The sequence below is a fragment of the Amaricoccus sp. genome, from assembly GCF_017995835.1.
GTDB lineage: Bacteria > Pseudomonadota > Alphaproteobacteria > Rhodobacterales > Rhodobacteraceae > Amaricoccus.
Window position 1 is genome coordinate 1 of the sequence record NZ_JAGOID010000050.1, and the last position, 23556, is coordinate 23556.

The 23556-nt window shown below is 71.8% G+C and carries 22 protein-coding genes; 11 read left to right on the forward strand and 11 right to left on the reverse strand.

All coding sequences use genetic code 11. From position 1 onward, the window contains the following. Positions 1–5 precede the first annotated feature (5 nt). The 6 genes from KBA23_RS09495 to KBA23_RS09520 are packed head-to-tail and all read left to right on the forward strand — an operon-like array spanning position 6 to position 6028. The gene (locus tag KBA23_RS09495; protein ID WP_290739972.1) at positions 6–668 is read left to right on the forward strand and encodes an RES family NAD+ phosphorylase; all 663 of its coding nucleotides are present in this window, start codon (positions 6–8) and stop codon (positions 666–668) included. An 11-nt stretch (positions 669–679) separates the two neighbouring features. Beyond that, the gene (locus KBA23_RS09500; RefSeq protein ID WP_290739914.1) at positions 680–1339 is read left to right on the forward strand and encodes an SURF1 family protein; all 660 of its coding nucleotides are present in this window, start codon (positions 680–682) and stop codon (positions 1337–1339) included. A 10-nt stretch (positions 1340–1349) separates the two neighbouring features. Further along, a complete protein-coding gene (gene thrC, locus KBA23_RS09505; RefSeq protein ID WP_290739916.1) occupies positions 1350–2741 on the forward strand; it encodes a threonine synthase in 1392 nt (463 codons plus the stop codon). Continuing rightward, positions 2738–4000, forward strand: a complete 1263-nt coding sequence (locus KBA23_RS09510; protein ID WP_290739919.1) for a pitrilysin family protein — start codon at positions 2738–2740, stop codon at positions 3998–4000. The genes thrC and KBA23_RS09510 overlap by 4 nt, the downstream gene beginning before the upstream one ends. A 1-nt stretch (position 4001) precedes the next feature. Next, on the forward strand, positions 4002–4616 hold the full coding sequence (locus KBA23_RS09515) for a GNAT family protein (RefSeq protein ID WP_290739923.1): 615 nt from the start codon (positions 4002–4004) through the stop codon (positions 4614–4616). Continuing rightward, positions 4604–6028: an FAD-binding oxidoreductase gene (locus tag KBA23_RS09520; protein ID WP_290739926.1), complete on the forward strand. Its 1425-nt coding sequence runs from the start codon at positions 4604–4606 to the stop codon at positions 6026–6028. Before KBA23_RS09515 ends, KBA23_RS09520 begins: the two co-directional genes overlap by 13 nt. Before the next feature lie 179 nt (positions 6029–6207). On the opposite strand, the gene KBA23_RS09525 is transcribed toward KBA23_RS09520, so the two are convergent. After that, a complete protein-coding gene (locus tag KBA23_RS09525) occupies positions 6208–6648 on the reverse strand; it encodes a hypothetical protein (protein ID WP_290739929.1) in 441 nt (146 codons plus the stop codon). Between the two features lie 64 nt (positions 6649–6712). Then, positions 6713–9433 (reverse strand): Rne/Rng family ribonuclease, encoded by a 2721-nt coding sequence (locus KBA23_RS09530; protein ID WP_290739932.1) that lies wholly within the window; start codon positions 9431–9433, stop codon positions 6713–6715. Positions 9434–10034: 601 nt separating this feature from the next. Here KBA23_RS09530 and KBA23_RS09535 point away from each other — a divergent pair. After that, entirely contained in the window at positions 10035–12584 is a 2550-nt protein-coding gene (locus KBA23_RS09535; protein ID WP_290739935.1) for a penicillin-binding protein 1A, read from the forward strand. Between the two features lie 29 nt (positions 12585–12613). On the opposite strand, the gene KBA23_RS09540 is transcribed toward KBA23_RS09535, so the two are convergent. The 4 genes from KBA23_RS09540 to tsaD form a co-directional block, all read right to left on the reverse strand. Then, positions 12614–13033, reverse strand: a complete 420-nt coding sequence (locus KBA23_RS09540; protein ID WP_290739937.1) for an EVE domain-containing protein — start codon at positions 13031–13033, stop codon at positions 12614–12616. An 80-nt stretch (positions 13034–13113) separates the two neighbouring features. Beyond that, positions 13114–13389: a YciI family protein gene (locus tag KBA23_RS09545; protein WP_290739940.1), complete on the reverse strand. Its 276-nt coding sequence runs from the start codon at positions 13387–13389 to the stop codon at positions 13114–13116. Then, entirely contained in the window at positions 13390–14295 is a 906-nt protein-coding gene (locus tag KBA23_RS09550) for an NAD(P)H-dependent glycerol-3-phosphate dehydrogenase (RefSeq protein ID WP_290739943.1), read from the reverse strand. Continuing rightward, a complete protein-coding gene (gene tsaD, locus KBA23_RS09555) occupies positions 14292–15395 on the reverse strand; it encodes a tRNA (adenosine(37)-N6)-threonylcarbamoyltransferase complex transferase subunit TsaD (RefSeq protein ID WP_290739975.1) in 1104 nt (367 codons plus the stop codon). The genes KBA23_RS09550 and tsaD overlap by 4 nt, the downstream gene beginning before the upstream one ends. An 82-nt stretch (positions 15396–15477) precedes the next feature. Between tsaD and KBA23_RS09560 the strand changes: the two genes are divergently transcribed. The 3 genes from KBA23_RS09560 to KBA23_RS09570 all read left to right on the forward strand — a co-directional run bounded on the left by KBA23_RS09560 (position 15478) and on the right by KBA23_RS09570 (position 19296). Next, positions 15478–16185, forward strand: a complete 708-nt coding sequence (locus tag KBA23_RS09560) for a uroporphyrinogen-III synthase (protein ID WP_290739946.1) — start codon at positions 15478–15480, stop codon at positions 16183–16185. A gap of 104 nt (positions 16186–16289) precedes the next feature. After that, on the forward strand, positions 16290–17858 hold the full coding sequence (locus tag KBA23_RS09565; protein ID WP_290739948.1) for a hypothetical protein: 1569 nt from the start codon (positions 16290–16292) through the stop codon (positions 17856–17858). 13 nt (positions 17859–17871) lie between these two features. Next, positions 17872–19296, forward strand: coding sequence for a heme biosynthesis HemY N-terminal domain-containing protein (locus KBA23_RS09570; protein ID WP_290739951.1), 1425 nt, complete (start codon positions 17872–17874; stop codon positions 19294–19296). 347 nt (positions 19297–19643) lie between these two features. Here the strand turns inward: KBA23_RS09570 and rpsI are convergent, their stop codons facing one another. The 3 genes from rpsI to KBA23_RS09585 all read right to left on the reverse strand — a co-directional run bounded on the left by rpsI (position 19644) and on the right by KBA23_RS09585 (position 20931). Continuing rightward, positions 19644–20132 carry a 30S ribosomal protein S9 gene (gene rpsI, locus KBA23_RS09575; RefSeq protein WP_290739955.1) on the reverse strand — a complete coding sequence of 163 codons (489 nt, stop codon included), beginning with the start codon at positions 20130–20132 and terminating at the stop codon, positions 19644–19646. 2 nt (positions 20133–20134) lie between these two features. After that, positions 20135–20599 (reverse strand): 50S ribosomal protein L13, encoded by a 465-nt coding sequence (gene rplM / locus KBA23_RS09580; protein ID WP_290739957.1) that lies wholly within the window; start codon positions 20597–20599, stop codon positions 20135–20137. Positions 20600–20724: 125 nt separating this feature from the next. Then, complete coding sequence (locus KBA23_RS09585; protein ID WP_290739960.1) at positions 20725–20931, reverse strand: hypothetical protein; 207 nt, start codon at positions 20929–20931, stop codon at positions 20725–20727. 101 nt (positions 20932–21032) lie between these two features. On the opposite strand from KBA23_RS09585, the gene KBA23_RS09590 reads away from it, so the two are divergent. Continuing rightward, positions 21033–22121 (forward strand): AI-2E family transporter, encoded by a 1089-nt coding sequence (locus KBA23_RS09590; RefSeq protein WP_290739963.1) that lies wholly within the window; start codon positions 21033–21035, stop codon positions 22119–22121. A gap of 6 nt (positions 22122–22127) precedes the next feature. Here KBA23_RS09590 and KBA23_RS09595 read toward each other — a convergent pair whose 3' ends face one another. Then, positions 22128–22742, reverse strand: coding sequence for a YitT family protein (locus tag KBA23_RS09595; protein ID WP_290739966.1), 615 nt, complete (start codon positions 22740–22742; stop codon positions 22128–22130). A gap of 5 nt (positions 22743–22747) precedes the next feature. Further along, on the reverse strand, positions 22748–23556 hold an 809-nt coding region (locus KBA23_RS09600; RefSeq protein ID WP_290739969.1), incomplete at its 5' end, for an NADP-dependent isocitrate dehydrogenase.

Here is a 23556-nt window from a genome sequence, read left to right on the forward strand (position 1 = left end):
GCGCCGTGCGCCTGATCGCCAGCTCCTGGCACAAGCCCCCCGTCCTCTCGCCGCTCGTCGCCAGCGATGACGATCTCGACCGCCTCGCCCGGATCGAGGGGCTGACCTCGGGGCGACTCGCCGCCGAGCGCGGCGGCCTGCCCGATCTCGACGCCCGCGAGCTTGCCTACAGCGCCCGCGAGCGCGCGCTGCGCACCTGGGGCGACGTCACGGTCAACGCCGCCTTCTCCTATGCGCGCACCGGCGGCAACCGCTTCAACGACGAGCGGCGCGGCGCCTGGTACTGCGCGACCGAGACGCTCGTCTCCATCGAGGAGGTGGGCTGCCACAAGACGCGCGAACTGATCGCCGCCGACTGGCTGCACGAGACCGCCACCTATGTGGAGCTGGTCGCCGATTTCGTTGGCGCGTTTCCCGACCTGCGCGGCGTGCGCCCGTCGCCACCCTGTCTCGGTTCCGACCCCGACACGGCCTACCCGCTTGGCCAGGCGCTGGCGCGCGAGCTGCGCGCCGGCGGGGCCCGGGGCCTCGTCTATCCGTCGGTGCGCAAGGCCGGCGGCGCCTGCCTCGTCGCCTTCGAGCCGCAGATCGTCCAGAACGTCCGCCCAGGCGCCCGCTGGGAGATGACCTGGAGCGGAGCGCCGGCCTTCGCCGCGCGGACCGTGTGATGACCCGCCGGATGATCGCGCCGCTGGCGTTCGGCGTCGCCGGCGTGGCGATCCTGATTTGTCTGGGCGTGTGGCAACTGCACCGCCTGGAATGGAAACGCGCCATCCTTTCGGGGATGGAGGCGCGCATGAGCGCCCCCGCGAGCGACGTCCCGGCCTCCCCGGCCGAGGCCGAGCACGAGTATCTGCATGTCGCCGTCGCCGGCACGCTGGAGCCGGGCGAGGTTCACGTCTACACATCGGCCCCGCCCCGGGGCGTCGGCTATCGGATCATCGCCCCGCTGCGGCTCGGGGACGGGCGCAGGGTGCTGCTTGACCGCGGCTTCGTTCCCATCGCCGACAAGGAGGCGCCTCGTCCGCCGGAGCGGATACGCGTCGAGGGCGCGCTGCTCTGGCCGGACGAGACGGACGGCTGGACCAGCCCGCCGGACCTCGAAAAGAACATCTGGCTTGCCCGCGACGTCCCCGCCATGGCCGCGGCGCTCGGGACCGAGCCGTTGATGATCGTCGCATCCGCCACCGACGACCCGGCCGGGCCCGAGCCGCTGCCAGTCGGAGTGAACATCGCCAACAACCATCTGGAGTATGCGATCACCTGGTTCTCATTGGCGGCGGTCTGGGCAGTGATGACAGGCTATCTGCTTTGGCGTATCAAGCGCCGCACCGTCTGAAGGAACTGGAATGCGCTACGTCTCGACCCGCGGCGCCGCGCCGAAACTGGGCTTCGAGGAGGCGATGCTCGCGGGCCTCGCCCTCGACGGCGGCCTCTATGTGCCGGAGACGTGGCCCACGCTCTCGCACGACGAGGTCGCCGACCTCGCCGGCTTCACCTACGAGGAAACGGCGTTCCGGCTGATGCGCCCCTTCGTCGGCGACGCCTTCGGGGATGCGGAATTCCGCGGCATCATCGCCCGGGCCTATGCCTGCTTCGATCATGTCGCCCGCGCGCCGCTGGTTCAGGTCGGCCCGAACGACTGGATCATGGAGCTCTTCCACGGGCCGACGCTCGCCTTCAAGGACGTGGCGATGCAGCTCATCGGCCAGCTCTTCGAGGCGAGCCTGAAACGGTCGGGCCGGCGGATCACCATCATCGGCGCGACCTCCGGCGACACCGGCTCGGCGGCGATCGAGGCCTTCCGCGGCCGCGAGGGGGTTGACGTCTTCATCCTCTTTCCCGATGGCCGGGTCTCGGACGTGCAGCGCCGGCAGATGACGACGCCCGCCGAGGCGAACGTCCGCGCGCTCGCCATCGCGGGCGACTTCGACGACGCGCAGGCGCGCGTGAAGGACATGTTCAACGACCACGCCTTCCGCGAGAGCGCGCGGCTTGCGGGCGTGAACTCGATCAACTGGGCGCGGGTGCTGGCGCAGACGGTCTACTACTTCACCGCCGCCGTCGCCCTCGGCGCGCCGCATCGCAAGGTCAGCTTCTCGGTCCCCACCGGGAACTTCGGCGACGTCTTCGCCGGCTATGTGGCCAAGCGCATGGGCCTGCCGATCGACCGGCTGGTGATCGGGACGAACCGGAACGACATCCTCCATCGCACGCTGGAGACCGGACGGCACGTCAAGGAGGGCGTGACGCCCTCGATCTCGCCGTCGATGGACATCCAGGTCAGCTCCAACTTCGAGCGGCTGCTCTTCGAGCTCTACGACCGCGAGGGCGCCGCCGTCGCCACGCTGATGGCGGAGCTGCGCGACAAGGGCGGCTTCGCGCTCAGCCAGGGCGCGCTCGACCGGCTGCGCGCCGATTTTGACAGCGCCCGCGCCTCGGAGGAGGAGACCGCCGTCGCCATCGCCGCCGTCCATGACGCCACCGGCATGGTGATCTGCCCGCACACCGCCGTCGGAGTGCACGCGGCCTGCCAGCGCCGCGGCGACCCGAGGACGCCGATGGTCATCCTCGCCACCGCCCATCCCGCCAAGTTCCCCGACGCGGTCGAGGCGTCCTGCGGCCTGCGGCCCGGCCTGCCGCCGCACATGGCCGACCTGATGGACCGGCCTGAGCGCGTGACCCGCGTCGCCAACGACCTCGCCTCCATCGAAGCCCTCATCACGCGGGAACTCGCATGAACGCCCAACTCCACACGCTCCCGAACGGCCTGCGCGTGGTCGCCGAGCCGATGCCGGGCTTTCTCTCCGCCTCGGTCGGCGTCTACGTCGCCGCTGGCGGCCGCCACGAGCGGGCGGAACAGAACGGCGTCGCGCATTTCCTCGAGCACATGGCCTTCAAGGGCACGCCCTCGCGCACGGCGCGCCAGATCGCCGAGGAGATCGAGGACGTCGGCGGCTACATCAACGCCTATACCGGCAAGGAAATGACCGCCTACTACGCCCGCACGCTTGCGGCGGACGTGGGCCGCGCCGTCGACATCCTCGCCGACATCCTGCTCCATCCGCTCTTCGACGCGCCCGACATCGAGACCGAGCGCGGGGTCATCCTGCAGGAGATCGGGATAAGCCTCGACACGCCGGACGACGTGATCTTCGACTGGCTTCAGGAAGTCGCCTATCCCGACCAACCCTTCGGCCGCGGCATCCTCGGCGCGCCGGAGCGCGTCTCGGCCTTCGGCCGCGACGACCTCGCGGGCTTCGTCGCCGAGCGCTACGGGCCGGACCAGCTGATCATCGCCGCAGCGGGCGCCGTCGACCCCGACGCGCTCATCGCCGCCGCGGAGCGCAATTTCGGCCGCCTGGAACGACGATCGGCCGTGGAGGTGACCCCTGCCCGCTTCGCGCCCGGCGAGCGGCGCGTGTCGCGCAAGCTCGAACAGGCCCATGTCGCCATGGCCTTCGAGGCCCCGGCCCTGCGCGACCCGGCGGTCTACGCCGCGCAAATCTACACGGTCGCGCTCGGCGGCGGGATGTCCTCGCGGCTCTTTCAGGAGATCCGCGAGAAACGCGGCCTTTGCTACACGGTCGGCGCCCATGGCGCCGCCTATGCGGACACCGGCCACATCACCATCTATGCCGGCACGGGCGGCGACAAGCTGCGCGAACTCGAGGAGGTCGCGATTGACGAATTGCGCCGTGCCGCCGACGGTTTCGCGCTCGCGGAGATCGACCGGGCCCGCGCGCAGATCACCGCGAGCCACGTGATGAACCTCGAAAGCCCGGCCGGCCGCGCCGAGCGCCTCGCCCGCACCCTGGCGACCTGGGGACGGCCCCTCCCGATCGAGGAGACGCTCGCCCGCGTCGCCGCCGTGACCGCGGACGACGTGCGCGGCTTCGCCGAGACGCTGGTCGCCCGCGCCGCGCCGGCCGTGGCGCTGCTCGGCCCGATCCGCAAGGCCCCGTCCCATGCGGCGCTGGCCCGGAGGATGGCCGCCTGACGTGCTGACGTTCCGTCGCCACGTCAGCCTCGCGATCGAGACGCCCCGTCTCGTCCTGCGCCTGCCCGAGATGGCCGACCATGTGCCCTGGGCGACGCTCCGCCGCGACGGAGAAGCCTTCCTGCGGCCATGGGAGCCGACCTGGTCCGCCGACCACCTGACCCGCAAGGCGTTCCGCACCCGGGTCTACTGGGCGCAACGGGCGCGGGACGAAGGCCGCGCCCTGGCGCTGTTCCTCGTGCGCCGGCCGGACGCGCGGCTCCTCGGCGCAATCACCCTCGACAACATCCGGCGAGGCCCCTCGCAGTCGGCGCAGGTCGGATACTGGATCGGCGCGCCATTCGCCCGGCAGGGCTACATGACCGAGGCGCTGGACGCCGTCGTGCGACACGCCTTCGAGGCGCTCGACCTCGGCCGCATCGAGGCGGCCTGCCTGCCGGAGAACGTCGCATCGCGCGGGCTTCTGGAGCGCTCCGGCTTCGTCCACGAGGGGGTGGCGGTCGGCTACCTGCAGATCGCCGGGCGCTGGCGCGACCACGTCCTCTATGCCAACCTGCGCGCCGACCGCCGCAGCGGCACAACCAACTTGCAGGCATCCGAACCATGGCCGAGTTGAACGCAGCAGACCCCGACTTCCTCGCCCGGCTGGAGACGGCGCTGGGGCCGGGCTCCGTGCGCCCGCCGGACCCGCACCACCTGGAGGAGCCGCGCGGCCGCCGACACGGGCGCGTCGCCGCCGTGGTTCTTCCCGGCGCGACGGAGGAGGTCGCGCGCGTCGTGAGGCTCGCCGCGCAGGCCCGGGTCGGCGTCGTCCCCTTCGGCGGCGGCACCGGACTTGTCGGCGGGCACACGCCGATGGAGGGCCCGGCGCCAATCCTGCTCTCGCTCGAGCGGATGAACCGCATCCGTGAGATCGACACGACCGGCGCGGTCGCCGTCGTGGACGCGGGCTGCGTGCTCGCCGACGTGCAGGAGGCGGCGCGCGACGGCGGCCGGCTGTTCCCGCTCTCGCTCGCGTCCGAGGGCTCGGCCCGGATCGGCGGGGTTCTCGCCACAAACGCCGGCGGGGTTGGCGTCCTGCGCTACGGCAATGCCCGCGATCTCTGCCTCGGCGTCGAGGCGGTGATGGCCGACGGCAGCGTGATGCACGGGCTCTCCCACGTGCTCAAGGACAACCTCGGCTACGACCTGCGCCACCTGCTGGTCGGGTCGGAAGGCACGCTCGCCGTCATCACCGGCGCGAGCCTTCGGCTCTACCCGCTGCCGGCGGAGACGGCGGCCGCCTGGGCGCCCGTTCCCGGCCCGGCGGAGGCGCTGGCGCTTCTCGCGCTCCTGCGCGCGCGGCTCGGCCAGGCGATCTCGGCCTTCGAGCTCGTCCATCGCAGCGGGCTCGACTTCCTCGCCGAGACGATGCCGCACGTGGCGATCCCCCGGGCGGAGCCATCCGACTGGATCGTTCTTGCCGAGGCGGCCGACGGGGCCGGCGCCGAGGTTGGCGAGCGGCTCGAGGAGGCGCTCGCCGCCGCGCTGGAGGCGGGACTCGCGACCGACGCCCTCGTGGCGCAGAACGAGGCGCAGCGCCGGGCCTTCTGGACGGTGCGCGAGACCATCCCGGAGGCGAACCGCCTGATCGGCTCCGTCTCGAGCCATGACGTGTCGCTGCCTCCGGGGCGGCTGCCGGATTTCCTCGCCGCCGCCGACGCCGCGATTGCGGCGATCGACCCGGGCCTGCGGGTGAACTGCTTCGGCCATCTCGGCGACGGCAATCTGCACTACAACGTCTTTCCCGCCGCCGGCCGGCCACGCGGCGACTACGACGGGGTAAAGGACGCGGTGAAGCGCGTGGTGCACGATCTCGTCCACGAGTTCTGCGGCTCCGTCGCGGCCGAGCACGGCGTCGGCCGGATCAAGGTCGAGGACATGGCCCGCTACGGCGACCCGGCCAAACTCGCGGCGATGCGCGCGATCAAGCAGGCCCTCGATCCGCTCGGCATCCTCAACCCCGGCGCGGTGCTTCCACCGGCGTGATACGGCTTCCGTCTGAAGACTTCGGCGTCAAGGGTTTACGGCGGATCCTTCGATGCACACTCCATGCACGACGTATGCACAACGCATATGCCAAGCAAAAGAGTCGGAATTGACTCGTTAATGCGCGAGGCATTCAGGCGGGTTCGACCGGCTGGCGCCGGGCGCCAGGCGTGACGGGTTCAGCTGATCGCCTCGGGCCCGCAGGAGAGCGGGACGTCGGAGACGCCGGACATCAGTTGCAGGGCTCCGGTCTCGATGCCGTCGCGGGTCTCGAGAATCAGGATCTGCTCGCCCATCCGGGCGTGGCGGAAGCAGGACGTGCCCTCACCCTCCCAGTGAAAGCAGTAGAGCGAGTTCGTGTATTCCCAGGCGCCTTGCAGACACGTGCCGTCGTAGAATTGCAGGCCGACGCGGTTCGAGCCCGCCTCGTAGCGCTCGAGCGCCCAGAGTTCGCCGCCGATGGTGTAGGTCAGGGTGCGGCCGGCGGACATGGCGGTCCACTCGTCGACGGGGATGTCGGCGAGGCCATCGGCGGGCGGTCCGCCGGCGCCGGTCTCGGCGGCGAGGGCGGGAGCGGCTATCAGCAGGGCGGCGAGGGCGAGGCGCGTGCTCAGGCGCATGGGGCGAAGCGTCCGTTTGCGGGTCCGCGGGCGGCCCCGTCGGGCCGCCCTCCACGGTGCGTCGTCAACCGCCGAGCGCCCGCGACCACCAGCCGCGACGCTTGGGGTTCTCCGGCGCCGGCTCCTCCGATCCGGTCGTCGCCGGCTCGGGAACCCTCTCGGGCTCGGCCGGACCGGCCGTCTCCGGCTCGATGGGCGTGGTCACGTCCGGCGCGGCCGATGCGGTCGGCGCCGGCTCGGCGGGCGTGGCGGCTTGCTCCGGCTCCGGCTCCGGCTCCGGCGTGCCGGATGCGGCGTCGGCGGGTGGCGCCTCCGGCGCGGTCACCGGCTCCGTCTCCGGCTCCGTCGCGCCCGCCGGAGTTGGCGGAATCACCGCGGCGCGCGCCCGCGGGCGACCGCGGCGCTGCGGCGCGTTGGCTTCGGGGACCTCGACGATCTCCGACTCCGGCTCCGCGGCCTCGATCACCTCTCCGAACGGAGAGGGCGGCGGCGCGGTCGGGGCCGCGTCCTCCTGTTCGGCCGACTCGACGTCGCGGCTGCGGACCCGGCGCCGGGACCGGCCGCGGGCGGGTTTCTCGGTCCCGGTCTCCGGCTCGGCGGAGCCCTCGGTCGCCTCGGCGGACCCAGCCGCCGCGACGGGCGCGGCCTCGGCGGCGTTCTCCGCATCGCCCTCGCCGGCGGTCTCGGCTGTCCGGTCGACGCCGTTCTCCCCCTCGCCCCGGCCGCCGCGACGGCGACGGCGACGGCGACGCTTGCCGTTGCGCCCCTCCGACCCGGCGGCCTCGGCGGCGGTCTCCTCTGCGGTCTCCTCGGCATCCTCGATCTCGGCCTCGACGTCGGCCTCGATCTCGTCCGCCTCCGGATAGGCAACCTTCGGCAGGTTCAGGGCCGGCGCCGCCGGAACGATGCGGGAAGCGGTCTTGAACCGTTCCAGCCGGTAGTCCGGGCTGATCAGCGAAGGATCGCCCTCGATGCGCACCGAGAGGCCGAAGCGGCCCTCGATCATCGCGATGTGCTCGCGCTTCTGGTTCAGGAGATAGTTGGCGATCTCCACCGGGCAGGCGATCAGCACCTCCCTGGAGCGCTCGCGCACGCCTTCCTCCTCGACCTCGCGCAGGAGCGCCAGCGCCATCGAATCGTCGGAACGCACGCGGCCGGTCCCGTGGCAATGCGCACAGGACTTCGTCGTCGCCTCGATCATGCCGGGGCGCAGGCGCTGCCGGCTCATCTCCAGGAGGCCGAAGCCCGAGATGCGCCCGAGCTGGATGCGGGCGCGGTCGCTCTTCAGCTTCTCCTTCAGCTTCTTCTCGACGGCCGCGTTGTTCTTGCGGTCCTCCATGTCGATGAAGTCGATGACGATGAGCCCGGCGAGGTCGCGCAGCCGCATCTGCCGCGCCGCCTCCTCGGCCGCCTCGAGGTTGGTCTTGAGCGCGGTGTCCTCGATCGAGGACTCGCGCGTCGCCCGGCCCGAGTTGACGTCGATCGCCACCAGCGCCTCGGTCACAGCGATGACGATGTAGCCCCCGGACTTCAGCTGGACGACCGGGTTGAACATCGCGGAGAGATAGCTCTCGACCTGGAAGCGCGAGAACAGCGGCAGCGGGTCGGCGTAATGCTTCACGTTCTTCGCGTGCGAAGGCATGAGCATCTTCATGTAGTCCTTGGCCTCACGGTAGCCGCGTTCGCCGTCGACGAGGATCTCGTCCATCTCGCGGCTGTAGAGGTCGCGGATCGCCCGCTTGATGAGGCTGCCCTCCTCGTAGATCGGGGCGGGGGCGATGGACTTCAGCGTGAGATCGCGGATCTGCTCCCACTGGCGCAGGAGGTACTCGTAGTCGCGCTTGATCTCGGTCTTGGTGCGACTCGCGCCGGCGGTGCGGATGATCAGGCCCGCGCCCTCGGGCACGGTGATCGAGGAGGATATCTCCTTGAGCTTCTTGCGGTCGGCGGCGTTGGTGATCTTGCGGGAGATCCCGCCGCCCCGGGCGGTGTTCGGCATCAGCACGCAGTAGCGTCCCGCGAGGCTCAGGTAGGTGGTGAGCGCCGCGCCCTTGTTGCCGCGCTCCTCCTTCACGACCTGCACCAGCAAGATCTGCCGGACCTTGATGACCTCCTGGATCTTGTAGCGCCGCATCCGCGGCTTGGCGCGTGGCGCGACGCGCTCGTCGGCGACGTCGTCGCCGCCGAGGCTCTCGTACTCGCTCACGCCGGAATCCTCGGCCGGCTCCTCCTGGACGTCGATCTCGACCTCGCCCGAAGCGGCGTTGGGGGGCGGAGCGTCGTCGAACTCCGCGGCGGCCCCGGGCGCCGGGGCCTCGGCGGCGACATCCGCGGCGACATCGACGGCGGCTTCGGCCGGCGCGTCCGCTGCGTCCTCGGCCGGCCCGGAGACCGACGCGACCGGCGCCTCGACCACGGCGGGCTGGGACGCCTTGCGTCCGCCGCGCGCGCGGCCGCGGGACTTCGGCTTGGCGAGAGCTTCCTCCTCCAGCCGGGCGGCCTCGGCTTCCTCGCGCAGGAGCGCCTCGCGGTCGGCCTTGGGAATCTGGTAGTAGTCCGGGTGAACTTCGGAGAAGGCGAGGAAGCCGTGACGGTTCCCGCCGTAGTCGACGAAGGCCGCCTGAAGCGACGGCTCGACGCGCGTCACCTTGGCGAGGTAGATGTTACCGGCGAGTTGTCGCTTGTTCAGCGACTCGAAATCGAACTCCTCAACCTTGTTTCCATCCACCACCACCACGCGGGTTTCCTCCGCGTGGGTGGCGTCGATCAGCATTTTCTTGCTCATGGCGTCTTTCGTGGACGCGCCTCGGGGGCGGCTCGGCAAGAGCCGCCCGCGGGTGCGTTCGTTTGGTTGGAATTGGGCGGACGCGCCCGACGCCCGAACGCGCCCGACCCTGCTTCGGGTCCGGCGTCGCGTTCGTTCTGCATCCTGCGCGTTTCACCGCGGTTCTACTCCAGCGCCCCACCCGCAGGTCGCGGGAAGCGACGCCTTGTACTGGCCCGGGGCCACGCGCCCCGGAAGGTCATGTCTGGCGCAAGCGCCTGTCGCCGATGTGCCGGGTTCGCGGATAACCATGTCTCGTGTCATCCAAATACCGCGAGCCTGCGACGAATACGATCATGGGTCGCGCCTCGCGGCGCGGTCCATCCGTGCAGCATAGTCGTGAACGGCCTGCGGTGACAATCGGCTTGTGCCAAGAATTCGAGCGTTTCCGCGGTTTCACCGGCTGGCGCGGTTGCGAACGGCGCCACGTCCGCCTGCCTGCCGCCGACACGGACGCAGCGGCCGGCGACGGTCGGAGGCGGTCCGCGGCGGTAACGGATGGTTTTTTGACCTTTCGCCCCCCTGCCTGTAGATTGCCCGCAAAACCCCTGAGGCTCGAATCGTGCTGCGCTTTGTCCTGCGATTTTTCGGCTTTCTCTTCAGCTCGCTCGCGATCGGCTCCATCATGGCCCTCGGCGTGCTTGCCGGGGTGTTCTACATCTACGGCCGCGATCTGCCCGACCACGCGCAGCTCGCCCGCTACGAGCCGGCGACGCTCAGCCGCATCTATTCCGGCGAGGGCAAGCTCATGGACGAATTCGCCCGCGAGCGCCGCATCTTCACCCCCGTCGACGAGATCCCCGAGCAGATCCGGAACGCCTTCATCTCGGCCGAGGACAAGAATTTCTACCACCACCACGGCTTCGATCCGCTGGGCATCGCCGCCGCCATTTACCAGGCGAGCCAGGGCGACCGGCTGCGCGGCGCCTCGACGATCACCCAGCAGGTGATGAAGAACTTCCTCCTGACCGGCGACCGCTCGGGCGAGCGCAAGATCAAGGAAATCATTCTGGCGACGCGACTCGAGGGGACGCTGACCAAGGACAAGATCCTCGAACTCTATCTCAACGAGATTTTCCTCGGTCAGAACAGCTACGGCGTCACCGCGGCGGCCCAGATCTATTTCGCCAAGTCGCTCGAGGAGCTGACGCTGGCCGAGACCGCCTATCTCGCCGCGCTGCCCAAGGAGCCGTCGAACCTCCACCCCGTGCGCCAGAAGGAGCGCGCCATCGCCCGCCGGAACTACGTCATCGACCAGATGGCCGACAACGGCTACGTCACCCGCGCCGAGGCCGACGCCGCCAAGGCCGAGGATCTGGTGACGGTCCAGAGCGGCGCCATCGTCTCGGCGCGGCGGGCCATGCCGCCGCGCGACTACTTCACCGACGAGATCCGCCGCCAGCTCTCCGCCTCGCTCGGCGACGAGGAGCTGTTCACCGGCGGTCTCTCGATCCGCGCGACGGTCGATCCCGAGTTGCAGGCCACCGCCGCCCGGGCGCTGCGCGACGGGCTGGAGAAGTTCGACCGCGACCGCCGCGTCTATCGCGGACCCGCCGGCAAGGTCGCTCCCACCGGCTTCGACCCGACCGACGAGGCGAACTGGCGCAGGGCCCTCGCCGAGACGCAGGTTCCCCGCGACATCGAAGGCTGGCACGCCGCCGTCATCCTCTCGATCGGCGAGAACTCGGCCCGGATCGGCATCGAGGACGTGCCCGAGGACGAGGACGGTCATTTTCTCTCCTTCGCCGACGTCCAGTGGGCGCGCCTGCGGGATGGCGTCCGCTTCCGCGAGTCGCGCGGCCCCGACGACACCTGGGACGTCGGCGACGTCGTCCTCGTCAAGGAGATCGAGGACGGCGACGGCAAGCGCTGGTCCTACCGGCAGGTGCCCGAGATCCAGGGCGGCTTCATGGCGATGGACACGCAGACCGGCCGCGTGCTCGCCATGCAGGGCGGGTTCTCCTACCAGTCGAGCGTGTTCAACCGCGCCACCCAGGCGCTGCGCCAGCCCGGCTCGTCCTTCAAGCCCTTCGTCTACGCCGCCGCGCTCGACAACGGCTACTCGCCGGCGACGATCGTGGTCGACGCGCCGATCGAGGTGGTCTCGGGCGGCGAGTTGTGGCGACCGCAGAACTCCAACGAGAAGTTCTACGGCCCCGCGCCGATGCGCACGGGTCTCGAGCAGTCGCGCAACCTGATGACCGTCCGCATCGCCCAGCAGGTCGGCATGGACATCGTCGCCGACTACGCCGAGCGGTTCGGCGTCTATGACGACATGCCGCAGCTCCTCAGCTACTCGCTCGGCGCCGGCGAGACGACGCTCTTCGACATGGTCGCCGCCTACGCGATGTTCGCCAACGGCGGCCTGCAGGTCGCGCCGACCCTGGTCGACCGGGTGCAGGACCGCTACGGCCGCACGATCTATCGCCACGACACCCGCCCCTGCGAGGACTGCGTCGCACCGGACATCTCCGCCGCCGCCCAGCCGATCGTGCGGGCGAACGCCGAGCGGATCATGGACCCGATCACCGCCTTCCAGATCACCTCGATGCTCCAGGGCGCCGTCGCGCGCGGCACCGGCGCCAACACCGTCGGCAAGCTCGGCCTCAACCTCGCCGGCAAGACCGGCACGACGAACGACGCCAAGGACGTCTGGTTCATCGGCTACTCCCCGCGGATCGCTGCGGGGTGCTTCATGGGCTACGACAACCCGCGCTCGCTCGGCGACAGCGCCTTTGGCGGCACGCTCTGCGCGCCGATCTTCAAGGAGTTCATCGAGGTCGCGATGGCCGGACAGGGGCCGGTCAAGTGGGACGCGCCGCCGGGCGGCTACTGGATCAAGGTCGACCGTCGCTCCGGCCAGCGCCTGTCCGACGACGCCTCCGGCGCCGGCGTGCAGGCCGAATACGTGCGCGACGGCCAGGAGCGCATCGCGGTCGGCGCCTACGCCCAGACCGTCGACGGCGGCTGGCGCATGGGCGAGGACGTGCCGCTCTTCGCCGCGGGCGAGAACGCCTCGACCGAGATCGAGCGGGTCCAGGTGCGCGGCGCCACCCGCGCGCTGCCGAGCAAGCCCAAGGCCGGCGCGTTGTCGAGCGGCGGGCTCTACTAGTCGCAGCCCGCGCGGCGCGGGCGGTTCCGTCAGCGGAGATAGCCGCCGAGTTCGCAGACGACGGTCCATTCCGCGTCGTTCACCGGCTGGACCGAGAGGCGGGAGTTGCGCACCAGCACCATGTCGGCGAGGCGCGGCTCCGCCTTGCAGGCGTCGAGGGTGACGGGCGCCGGCAAGGGCGCGACGGCGCGCAGGTCGACGCAGTCCCACTTGCCGTCCGAGGCGGTCGAATCCGGGTGGGCCTCGGCGACGACCTCCACGACCCCGACGATCGCCCGCTCGCCGCCCGAATGGTAGAAGAACCCGAGATCGCCCTTGCGCATCGCCCTCATGTTGTTGCGGGCCTGGAAGTTGCGCACCCCGTCCCATTCCTGGCCGGCGTCGCCCCGGGCCACCTGCATGTCCCAGGACCAGGTCTCGGGCTCGGACTTGAACAGCCACCGGGCCATCTTGGCGCTCCTCCCTGCCGCACGGCCGCGACCGTCGCAGGCGACGCGACCGGGCGCAAGGCCGCCTCGATCAGCCCCTGTCAGCCCACCACCTTCTTCCAGGGACGGATGGCGACGCTGGCGAAAAGACCGGCCCTGGCGTAGGGATCTCCCGCCGCCCAGGTTTCGGCCGCGGCGCGGTCGGCCACGTCGAGGACGAGAAGCGAGCCGGTCATCCCGCCGGCGTCGTCCTGGAACGGGCCGGCCAGCACGACGACGCCGGTGTCGCGGAGATAGTCGAGATGCGCGGCGCGGTTGGCGGCGCGGATCTCCTGCCCCCCGGGCCTGTCGTCGCAGATGATGGCGAAGAGCGGCATTCATTCCTCCTTCAGGGGGCGGGCGAGCAGGGCTTCCATCGCCTCGGCGAGCGTCGCGCGCCGGTCGAGCACGTCGGCCACCGCGGCGGCGATCGGCAGCTCGACCCCGTGGCGGGCCCCGAGTTCGCAGGCGGCGCGCGCGGTCGCAACCCCTTCGACGGTGCCCTCGGGTCGCGGCAGGCCGGCCCCGAGCGCCCGGCCGAGCGCGAAGTTGCGCGAGAGCGTCGAGCCGCAGGTCAGCGCGAGGTCGCCGAGGCCGGAGAGGCCGGCGAGCGTCTCGGCTCGGCCGCCGAGCGCCGCGGCGAGGCGGGTCATCTCGGCGAAGCCGCGGGTCATCAGCGCCGCGCGGGCGGACTGGCCGAGCCCCGCCCCCTCGATCAGGCCGCAGCCGATGGCGACGACGTTCTTGATCGCGCCGCCGAGCTGGGCCCCGACGACGTCGTCGGTGAGGTAGAGCCGCAGGCGCGGCGTGGAAAGCGCGTGCTGGAGCCGCGGCCCGAGCTGCGCGTCGGCGCAGGCCAGGGTGAGCGCGGTCGGCAGGCCGCGGGCGATCTCGGCGGCGAAGCCCGGGCCGGTCAGCACGGCGAGCGACCTGTCCGGCAGCGCGGCGGCGGCGATCTCGGTCTGGAGGCGGAAGCTCCGGGCGTCGACGCCCTTGGCGCAGAGCACGAGGGGGCCCGGCGGCAGGTCCGCGCCGTGTCGGGCGAGGAACGGTCCGGTCGCCTGCGCCGGCACGACGAGCAGGATCGCCTCGGCGCCGGCGAGCGCGCCGAGGTCGGTCGCGGCCTCGACGCCCGGCGGCGGCTCGGGCGGGCGGCGACCCCAGAGCACGGTCTTCCGGCCGGCCGCCGCCTCGACGGCGGCAAGCGCCGAGCCGAACGCCCCCGCGCCGATCACCCCGATCACGCCTTGGCTCCCTTGCGGCCCGAGCCGAGCAGCGGCGCCGCGGCGGCGTCGAGCGGCCAGCGCGGCCGCGCCGCCAGCGTCATGTCGTCGGGACCGCGGAGCGCGAGGCGCTCGGCCGCGGCCCAGGCGACGATGGCGCCGTTGTCGCCGCAGAGGTCGAGCGGCGGCGCGACGAAGCGCGCGCCGGCCTCGGCGGCGACCGCGGCGAGGCCGGCGCGAATCGCGGCGTTGGCGGCGACGCCCCCGGCGACGGCGAAGGCGAGGGGCGCGCCCGGCCGGTCGGCGGCGAAGGCGGCGAGGGCGCGGCGCGACTTTTCCGCCAGCGTCTCGGCGACGGCGGCCTGGAAACCGGCGCAGAGGTCGGCGCGGTCGGCCCGGGTCAACCCGCCCTGCGCCCCGACCAGCAGGTCGCGGGCGCGGCGCGTGGCGGTCTTGAGCCCGGAGAACGACAGATCGCAGCCCGGGCGGTCGAGAAGCGGGCGCGGCAGGTCGAAGCGCGCGGGATCGCCCCGGGCAGCCTCGGCCTCGACCTCCGGTCCGCCCGGCTGGGGCAGGCCGAGCAACTTGGCCACCTTGTCGAAGGCCTCGCCGGGCGCATCGTCGATCGTGCCGCCGAGGCGACGGAACGCCTCCGGCCCGTCGACCGCGAGGAACTGGCAGTGCCCGCCGGAGACGAGGAGCACGAGATAGGGAAACGGCAGGTCCTCGACGAGCCGCGGCGTCAGCGCGTGCCCGGCGAGGTGGTTGACGCCGACGAGCGGCAGGCCGCGGCCGGCGGCGAGGCCCTTGGCGAACATCACGCCGGCGAGGACGCCGCCGATCAGGCCGGGCCCGGCGGCCACGGCGACCGCGTCGATCGCGTCGAGGCCGAGGCCGGCGTCGGCGAGCGCCCCGGCGGCCACAACGTCGAGGCGCTCGGCATGGGCGCGGGCGGCGATCTCCGGCACGACGCCGCCGAAACCGGCGTGGAGGTCGCGCTGACCCCGCGCGGTCCGGCCGAGAATGCGGCCGACCGCCGCGCCCGGCCGCGCCGCCACGACCGCCGCGGCGGTGTCGTCGCAGGTGCTCTCGAGGCCGAGGACGAGGATCTCGCGCTCCAGGACGGACTCCGCGGTTGCGTGGCGTAGAGACCGGGCGTAGCACCCGTGGCTCGGAGTGCGCAAGTGAGGGGGCCTGCCGGGCATGGCGCGAAGGCTGCTGGTCACGCGACCGGGCGCACAGGGACGGGCATTCGCCGCCGCGCTGGAGGCGGCCCTGCCCGGCCGGTTCGACCCGCTGCTCGCGCCGTTCCTCGCCATCGCGCCGCGGGCGGCTCCGATCGACCTCGCGGGCGCGCAGGCGCTGCTGTTCTCGTCGGCGAACGGGGTCGAGATCTTCGCCGCCATGAGCGCGGAGCGCGGCCTGCCCGCGCTCTGCGTCGGCGACATCACCGCCGAGACGGCGCGAACCGCGGGCTTCGCGGTGGAATCAGCGGGCGGCGACGTGGAGGCGCTGGCGCGGCTGGCGCTCGCCCGCGCCCGGCCGGGGGCCGGGGATCTGGTGCATGTCCGGGGCGTCCACGCCGCCGGGGATCTGGTCGGACGACTTGCCGCGGCCGGCCTCCCGGCGCGGGCGCTCCAGCTTTACGACCAGGTCGCGGTCCCGCCGACCCCCGAGGCGGCGACGCTGCTCGCGGCGGGAGCCATCGAGGTGGCGACCGCCTTCTCGCCGCGCTCGGCCGCGCTCTTCGCGGCGGCGGCGCGGGCCGCCTCGTGGCCGCTTTCGCAGATGACGCTGGTGTCGCTCAGCGCCAACGCCGACGCGGCGCACGATGCGCCCGAACCCGGGCGGAGGGTGATCGCGCCCCGGCCGGACCGCACCGGCATGATCACTGCTCTGGCCGGGCTCTGAGGGCTGCGGTCTGCCTTGTTCCGTCGGGGGGCTTCCCCTAGTATCCGGGCCCGGAGCCTCGCGGACGCCAGGTGCGGCGGGGCGTGTGCGGGGTGCAAGGACAGATGGCGAGAAAGAAATCCGAGGGCCCGACCACGGGCGCCGTCCCGCCGGCGGGCGCCGACGAGGCCGGGGTGGCTCCCGCCGACGAGACGACGATGACCGGAGCCGATCCGTTCACGCCGGAGGCGCAGCGTGCCGAAACCCCGCCCGAACCGGATTCGGAGACGCCGGTCGAGTTCGATCCCGCCCTCGGCGATGCGGCCCCGGCCGGGGTGAGCGAGCCCGTCGGCGAGGTGGTCGACTCCGGATCGCCCTGGCCCGCGACTTCCGTGACCGGCGAGGTGCCATCCGCGACCGCCGAGGATGTGTCGGTCACGCCGTCGCCATGGGGCGAGGACCGCGACGCGGACGCGCCGGCGGAACGCGAGGCGGAACCCGCCGACGGCTCGCCGCCCGCGGCGGCTGGTCCCGAACCGGTGGTCGTCGATGAGGAATTCCACGAGGAGGGCTGGTCCTTCGCCGCCAAGGCGCTTGCGACGCTGCTGCTCCTCATCGTCGGCGCCGGGATCGGAGTCTGGGCTGCGCCCCGGATCGCCACGCTGCTGCCCTCGGGCATGTCCGGCGTCTCCGCCTGGCTGACGCCGGGCGCGAGCGAGGCGGAAACGCGGATCGCCGCGCTCCAGACCGAGGTCGAGGGGCTGCGCGGCCAGATGGCGGCGCTGCCGGACGCGAGCGCCATGGAGACCCGCGCGGAAGGCGCTGTTGCGGCTCTCCGGTCCGAGATCGCCGCACAGATCGACGGCGTACGGCAGGACCTGGCCCGGCCTGAGGCGGGGGACGTCGGAGACCGCGTCGGCAAGCTCGAAACCGCGCTCGCTGGCGCCACGACCGAACTTGCAACGCTCAAGCAGCAGATCGAATCCGGCGCCTCCGGCCTGAGCGCCGACGCAGCTGCGGGCCTCGACACCTACCGGGCCGAGTTGCAGGGCCTCAAGGCCGAGGTCGGACGCCTGTCCGGATCCGTCTCCGGTCTCGGCGCGCGCTTCGACGAGGCGAACGCCGCTGCGGAAGCGCGCGCGAGCCAGGCCGAGCAGCAGGCCGCGACCGTCCAGGAAAACGCCACGGCGGCGCGCGACCGGGCGGCGGCGCTGGCCGACATCGCGGCGATTCGGGCGGCGCTCGCGGACGGCGAGCCGTTCCAGCCCGCGATCGACCGTCTCGCCGCGGCCGGCGTCAGCGTGCCTCAGGGACTGGCGGGCGCCGCGGCGGACGGGGTCGAGACGCCGGCCGAGCTGCGGGCCGGCTTCGGGCCGGCCGCCCATGCCGCCATCCGCGCCAGCATCGAGGCCGGGGCGAACGAAGGCTTCATCGGTCGCGCGCGCGCCTTCCTCGACGCGCAGATCGCGGGCCGGTCGCTGGCCCCGCGCGAGGGGATGGACCCCGACGCCGTGCTGTCGCGGGTCGAGGACGCGCTGAAGCGCGACGACCTGGCGGCGGCGCTGACGCAGGCCCAGCAGCTGCCGAGCGAGGCCAAGGCGGCGTTGGAAGGCTGGATCGCGGCCGCGCAGCAGCGTGCCGACGCGGTGGCGGGACTGGCCACGCTCGAGGCCGGCGCTCCGGCGACGAATTGAGGGGAGGCGCGCGATGCTCTGGTCCTTGCTGAAGATCGCCGTATTCGTCGTCGTCGCCGCGGCGCTCGCCTGGGGGGCGTCGTTCCTGCTCGACACGCCCGGCGGGGTCACCATCTCGTTCGGCGGCCGGGAGTTCGCCGTCACCCCGCTCGGGTTCGTCGTCTGGCTGATCGTGCTGGTGATCGCCGCGGTGATCCTGCTCAACGTCGTCGGGCTGATCGTCGCGGTGATCCGCTTCGTCTTCGGCGACGAGACGGCGCTCAGCCGCTTCTTCAGCCGCGGAAGGCAGCAGCGCGGCGTCGACGCGCTGTCGACCAGCATGCTCGCCCTCGCCTCGGGCGAGCCCGATCTTGCGATGCGCAAGGCGCAGAAGGCCGAGCGGCTGCTCGGGCGGCGCGAGATGACGGCGCTCGTCAAGGCGCAGGCGGCCGAGATGTCCGGTGACCGCAAGAAGGCGCTCGACAGCTACACGAGCCTCCTCGCCGACGACCGCAGCCGCTTCGCCGGCATGAACGGCGCCATGCGGCTGAAGCTCGAGGAAGGCCAGAACGACGTGGCGCTGGCGCTGGCCAAGAAGGCTTTCGCGCTCCGGCCGGACAACAAGCCGCTGCTCGGCACGCTCTTCGAGCTGCAATCCTCCGCCGGCGACTGGGCCGGGGCGCGCGAGACGCTCGACGCGCTGATGCACGCCCGGCACATGCCGCGCGACGTCGGCGTCCGGCGCGACGCCATCCTGTCGCTCGCCGACGCCCGCAAGGCGCTCGCCGAGGGCGACACGGCGCGTGGACACGCGGCGGCCAAGCAGGCCAACAAGCTCGCGCCGACGCTGGTTCCGGCGGCGGCCCTCGCGGCCGAGGCCTATGCGGCGGAGGGGGCGAGCCGCAAGGCGACGAAGGCGCTCACCCGCGCCTGGGCCGAGGACCAGCACCCGGACCTCGCCGCCGCCTTCGCGGCGCTGGAGACGAACGAGACCCCGACCGCCCGACGCCGGCGCTTCGAGACGCTGACCGCGGCTGCCCCGAACCGCGCCGAGAGCCGGCTCCTCGCCGCCGAGCTCGCGATCGCGGACGAGGACTTTCCCGGCGCGCGCAAGGCGCTCGGGGACCTCGCCGAAAGCGAGCCGACGACACGAAGCCTGTCGATCATGGCGGCGATCGAGCGTGGACAGGGAGCGCCGGACGCAGTGGTGCGCGGCTGGCTCGCCAAGGCCGTCACCGCGCCGCGGGGGCCGCAGTGGGTCTGCGGCAAGTGCCACCACGTCCATGCCGTCTGGACGCCGGTTTGCGGCGAATGCGGCGCCTTCGACACGCTGGATTGGCGCTCGCCGCAGAACGAGGAGACCGGACAGATCTCCATGCTGCCGCTCATCGTCGGCGCCGAGGACGCGCCGAACGTCGGGCCCGACCCGCAGCCCCAGCCCCAGCCCGCGGCAAGCTGAGGCGGCGCGGCCGCCGCACCGCTGCCGCGGAACCACGACGAAAGCCGGCCGCCCTCCGGGGCGGCCGGTCTTGTTCTTGGGATGCGATCGCGACCTGCCCTGCCCCTCTGATGCCGGCGAGTCTGCCAAGCCACCCGGCGCAACACGGGCTAACACGCGTGATAGATATGGTAACTACCTGAATACAAACGATAAAAGCTAAAGATCAAAAAAGGCCCGCGGGTCGTTTCATGAGCCCGCCGGTATGATCCGCATGCAGAACCCGCCGGTTGCGGGGCACGAACGGAAGCGGCCGCCCCTCGGGGCGGCCGTTCCGTTTTCCGGGAAGGGATCGTCCGGAAGGGCGATCAGCGCTTCGAGAACTGGAAGCTCCGGCGCGCCTTGCGCTTGCCGTACTTCTTGCGCTCGACGACGCGGCTGTCGCGGGTGAGGAACCCGGCGGCCTTGAGCGACGCGCGGAGCGACGGCTCGTAGAGCTGCAACGCCTGGGAGATGCCGTGCTTGACCGCCCCGGCCTGGCCCGAGAGGCCGCCGCCCTTCACGGTGGCCATCACGTCGAACTCGCCGACGACGCCCGCGACCGAGAAGGCCTGGCCGATGACCATCTGCAGCACCGGACGGGCGAAATACTCGTTCATCGGCTTGCCGTTGACGGTGACCTTGCCGGAGCCCGGCTTGATCCAGACGCGGGCGACCGCGTCCTTGCGCTTGCCGGTGGCGTAGGAGCGGCCGAGCGCGTCGCGCTGCGGCTCGCGGACGGGCGCGGCCTCGACGGCGGGGGTGGCGACGCCGACGGCGTCCTTGAGCTGGTCGAGCGAGGAGAGAACGTCGGCCATGATCAGGCGCTCCGGGTGTTCTTCGGGTTCATGCCCGCGAGGTCGAGGACCACGGGGCTCTGCGCGGCGTGCGGGTGCTCGCCGCCGGCATAGATCTTCAGGTGGCCGAGCTGCTTGCGCGACAGCGGCCCGCCGGGGAGCATCCGCTCCACCGCCTTCTCGATCACGCGCTCCGGGTGCTTGCCCTCGAGGATCTGGCCGGCGGTGCGGTGCTTGATCCCGCCCGGGTAGCCGGTGTGCCAGTAGTAGCGCTTGTCGGCGCGCTTGTTGCCCGTCAGCTGCACCTTGTCGGCGTTGATGACGATGACGTTGTCGCCCATGTCCATGTGGGGGGTGAACGACGGCTTGTGCTTGCCACGCAGCCGCATGGCGACGAGCGACGCGAGGCGGCCGAGCACGACGCCCTCGGCGTCGATCAGGATCCACTTCTTGTCGATGTCCGCCGGCTTGGCGCTGAAGGTCTTCATCGGATGCCTCTCGTGTCGGCGTGTTCCCGGCGGACAGCGAAACGGCCGATCCGCAGCCAGGCGCGGCTTATGGCGGAGATTCGTTTGCGCGTCAACGGTGCCAGCGCGGAAATTCCGCTTCCAGATCAGTCGGCTGCGTTTGGGGTATGTTGATACCCCAAAACCGGCGCCCGGCTCGGCGCGATATCCTCGATCACGCCCGTGAGCTTCAGCACGGCATAGACCGCCAGCACGACGAGGATCGTCCAGACCGCCTGCCGCGCCCGCGTGGAGCGCGTGAGCCAGGCGACGCCGACGAGGATCGCGATGGAGAGAACGATGAAACGCAGCATGGCCGCCCGACTAGCCCCGCGAGCGCCCGGCGGCAAGGCGGGCCGTTGCCACGAGGGGGCGGCTCACCTTATGTGGTGCGACCCGCAGCCAGCCCGACACGATGCCCCAGGACGCGCCGCCCCCTCTGCCGCCACCGCGCAGCCCCGAGCGGCTGGCGGTTGACGTCGCCCTCCACCTCGCGGCGCTCGGGCTGTTCGCGTGGCTGGCGATCGATCTCTTTCGGCCGTTCCTGCACATGGCGCTGTGGACGGCGGTGATCGCGGCGGTGACGCATCCGGCCTACCTGTGGCTGCGCGCCCGCACCCGGCTGCGGCCGGGGGTGTGCGCCGGGCTGGTCACGGCGGCGGCGCTTCTGGTGGCGCTCGGACCGCTCGCGGTGCTGACGGTCAGCCTCGCCGAATCGGCGGCCTGGCTCGCCGGGCACGCGCGCTCGCCGGATTTCGCCCTGCCCGACCCGCCGTCCTGGCTGCTGGATCTGCCGCTCGTGGGTCAGGCGGTGTCCTCGAACTGGGAGCTCGCCACCACCAATCTCGAGGGCTTCGTCGGCCGCTATGGCCACCTGCTCCTCGGGGCGGGCGAACGCGCCGCGAGGCCGGCGCTGCATTTCGCCGAGACCGCCGGCGTGATCCTCGCCTCGGTGGCGCTGTCTGGTTTCCTGCTCGTCCCGGGCGACAGCCTCGGCGCGGCGCTGCGGCGCGCCACCACCCGCTTCGTCGGCGAGCGGGGCGCGCGTTTCGTCGACGTCGCAATCAGCACGGTGCGCAACGTCGCCCGCGGCGTGATCGGCGTCGCGGCGATACAGGCGTTGTTCTTCGGGACCGGCGTGATCGTCGCGCATGTGCCGGGCGCAGGGTTGCTGACGCTCGCCGCCCTGATCTGCGCCATCGTCCAGATCGGGCTCGTTCCGCTGACGATCCCGCTTCTCGCCTGGGCCTGGCTCACGCAAGACACGACGACGGCGGTGGCGATGACGGCCTGGTTCGTTCCGGTGGCGTTTCTCGACGTGCCGCTGAAGCCGCTGATGCTCGGGCGCTCGCTGTCCACGCCGGCGCTGGTGATCTTCGCCGGCGTCATCGCCGGCACCGTCGCCTACGGACTGATCGGGCTGTTCATCGGCCCGATCCTGCTCGCCATCGTCTACGAGACGTTCCGGGCGGAGCTGCGGAACGCCCAGCCGCCTGAGGCGTGACACGATCTAGATCGCCACGTACCAGTCGCGGCGATGGTTTATGGCGATGCAGGCGTTGAGCACGATCGCCCCGAGGAGCGACAGCAGGACCGCGCGTAGCGGCAGCATGACGAGGGCGGCGACAAAAACGCCGGCGTCCACGACCATCTGGGTGTAGCCGGCCCGGAAGCCGGTTCGGTCCTGGAGCCAGACGCCGAGCACGCCGATGCCGCCGAGGCTCGCCCCGTGCCGGAACAGCGCGAGCAGGCCCGCGCCGGAAATCATGCCGGCGAGCACCGCGCCGGCGACCTGATCGACGTGGCCGAAGTTGACGAGGCGCGGCTGCATCGCGGTCAGGAGCGAGACCAGCGCCACCGAGAGCAGCGTCTTGATGGTGAAGCCCGGACCCATGCGGGTCCAGGCGAGCCACATGAACGGCAGGTTGAGCGCGAGAAACACCACACCGAACGGCCATCCGGTCGCCATCGAGACGAGCAGCGCGATGCCGGCGGTCTGGCCGGTGACGAGCCCGAGATGCGCGAGGAACGCGATCCCCAGCGCCCCCATCGAGGCCCCGAAGATCACGCCCTGCGCGTCGGCGAGCGCCCCGTGCCGGGACGCCCGCTCCGGCTCGGGTCGCATCGGCGTCAGCCGAGCGCCTTCTGGAGGTTCTGGTCGACCTTGTCGAGGAAGCCGGTCGTGCTCAGCCATTTCTGGTCCGGGCCGACGAGGAGCGCGAGGTCCTTGGTCATGTCGCCGGCCTCGACGGTCGCCACGGTCACCTTCTCCAGCGTCTCGGCAAAGCGGGCGAGTTCGGCGTTGTCGTCGAGCTTGGCGCGGTGCTTCAGCCCGCCCGTCCAGGCGTAGATCGACGCCACCGAGTTGGTGGAGGTCTCCTGCCCCTTCTGGTGCTGGCGGTAGTGGCGCGTCACCGTGCCGTGGGCCGCCTCGGCCTCGACCGTCTTGCCGTCGGGCGTCATCAGCACCGAGGTCATCAGGCCGAGCGAGCCGAAGCCCTGGGCCACCGTGTCGGACTGCACGTCGCCGTCGTAGTTCTTGCAGGCCCAGACGTAGCCGCCCGACCACTTGAGCGCCGAGGCGACCATGTCGTCGATCAGGCGGTGCTCGTAGGTGATGCCCTTCTTCTTGAAGGCGTCGGCGAACTCCTCGTCGAACACCTGCTGGAACAGATCCTTGAAGCGGCCGTCATAGGCCTTGAGGATGGTGTTCTTGGTCGAGAGGTAGAGCGGCCAGCCGAGGTTCAGCGAGTAGTTCATCGAGGCGCGGGCGAAGTCGATGATCGACTGGTCGAGGTTGTACATCGCCATCGTCACGCCGCCGACCGGGGCCTTGAAGACCTCGCGTTCGATGGTCACGCCGTCCTCGCCGACGAATTTCAGCGTCACCGTGCCCTTGCCGGGGAACACGAAATCGGTGGCGCGGTACTGGTCGCCGA

Excerpts from the sequence above, each read along its gene's own strand:
- KBA23_RS09500 (WP_290739914.1), top strand. The coding sequence starts at position 680 with ATGATCGCGCCGCTGGCGTTCGGCGTCGCCGGCGTGGCGATCCTGATT.
- thrC (WP_290739916.1), top strand. The coding sequence starts at position 1,350 with ATGCGCTACGTCTCGACCCGCGGCGCCGCGCCGAAACTGGGCTTCGAG.
- KBA23_RS09510 (WP_290739919.1), top strand. The coding sequence starts at position 2,738 with ATGAACGCCCAACTCCACACGCTCCCGAACGGCCTGCGCGTGGTCGCC.
- KBA23_RS09520 (WP_290739926.1), top strand. The coding sequence starts at position 4,604 with ATGGCCGAGTTGAACGCAGCAGACCCCGACTTCCTCGCCCGGCTGGAG.
- KBA23_RS09525 (WP_290739929.1), bottom strand. The coding sequence starts at position 6,648 with ATGCGCCTGAGCACGCGCCTCGCCCTCGCCGCCCTGCTGATAGCCGCT.
- KBA23_RS09530 (WP_290739932.1), bottom strand. The coding sequence starts at position 9,433 with ATGAGCAAGAAAATGCTGATCGACGCCACCCACGCGGAGGAAACCCGC.
- KBA23_RS09540 (WP_290739937.1), bottom strand. The coding sequence starts at position 13,033 with ATGGCCCGGTGGCTGTTCAAGTCCGAGCCCGAGACCTGGTCCTGGGAC.
- KBA23_RS09545 (WP_290739940.1), bottom strand. The coding sequence starts at position 13,389 with ATGCCGCTCTTCGCCATCATCTGCGACGACAGGCCCGGGGGGCAGGAG.
- KBA23_RS09560 (WP_290739946.1), top strand. The coding sequence starts at position 15,478 with ATGGCGCGAAGGCTGCTGGTCACGCGACCGGGCGCACAGGGACGGGCA.
- KBA23_RS09565 (WP_290739948.1), top strand. The coding sequence starts at position 16,290 with ATGGCGAGAAAGAAATCCGAGGGCCCGACCACGGGCGCCGTCCCGCCG.
- KBA23_RS09570 (WP_290739951.1), top strand. The coding sequence starts at position 17,872 with ATGCTCTGGTCCTTGCTGAAGATCGCCGTATTCGTCGTCGTCGCCGCG.
- rpsI (WP_290739955.1), bottom strand. The coding sequence starts at position 20,132 with ATGGCCGACGTTCTCTCCTCGCTCGACCAGCTCAAGGACGCCGTCGGC.
- rplM (WP_290739957.1), bottom strand. The coding sequence starts at position 20,599 with ATGAAGACCTTCAGCGCCAAGCCGGCGGACATCGACAAGAAGTGGATC.
- KBA23_RS09585 (WP_290739960.1), bottom strand. The coding sequence starts at position 20,931 with ATGCTGCGTTTCATCGTTCTCTCCATCGCGATCCTCGTCGGCGTCGCC.
- KBA23_RS09590 (WP_290739963.1), top strand. The coding sequence starts at position 21,033 with ATGCCCCAGGACGCGCCGCCCCCTCTGCCGCCACCGCGCAGCCCCGAG.
- KBA23_RS09595 (WP_290739966.1), bottom strand. The coding sequence starts at position 22,742 with ATGCGACCCGAGCCGGAGCGGGCGTCCCGGCACGGGGCGCTCGCCGAC.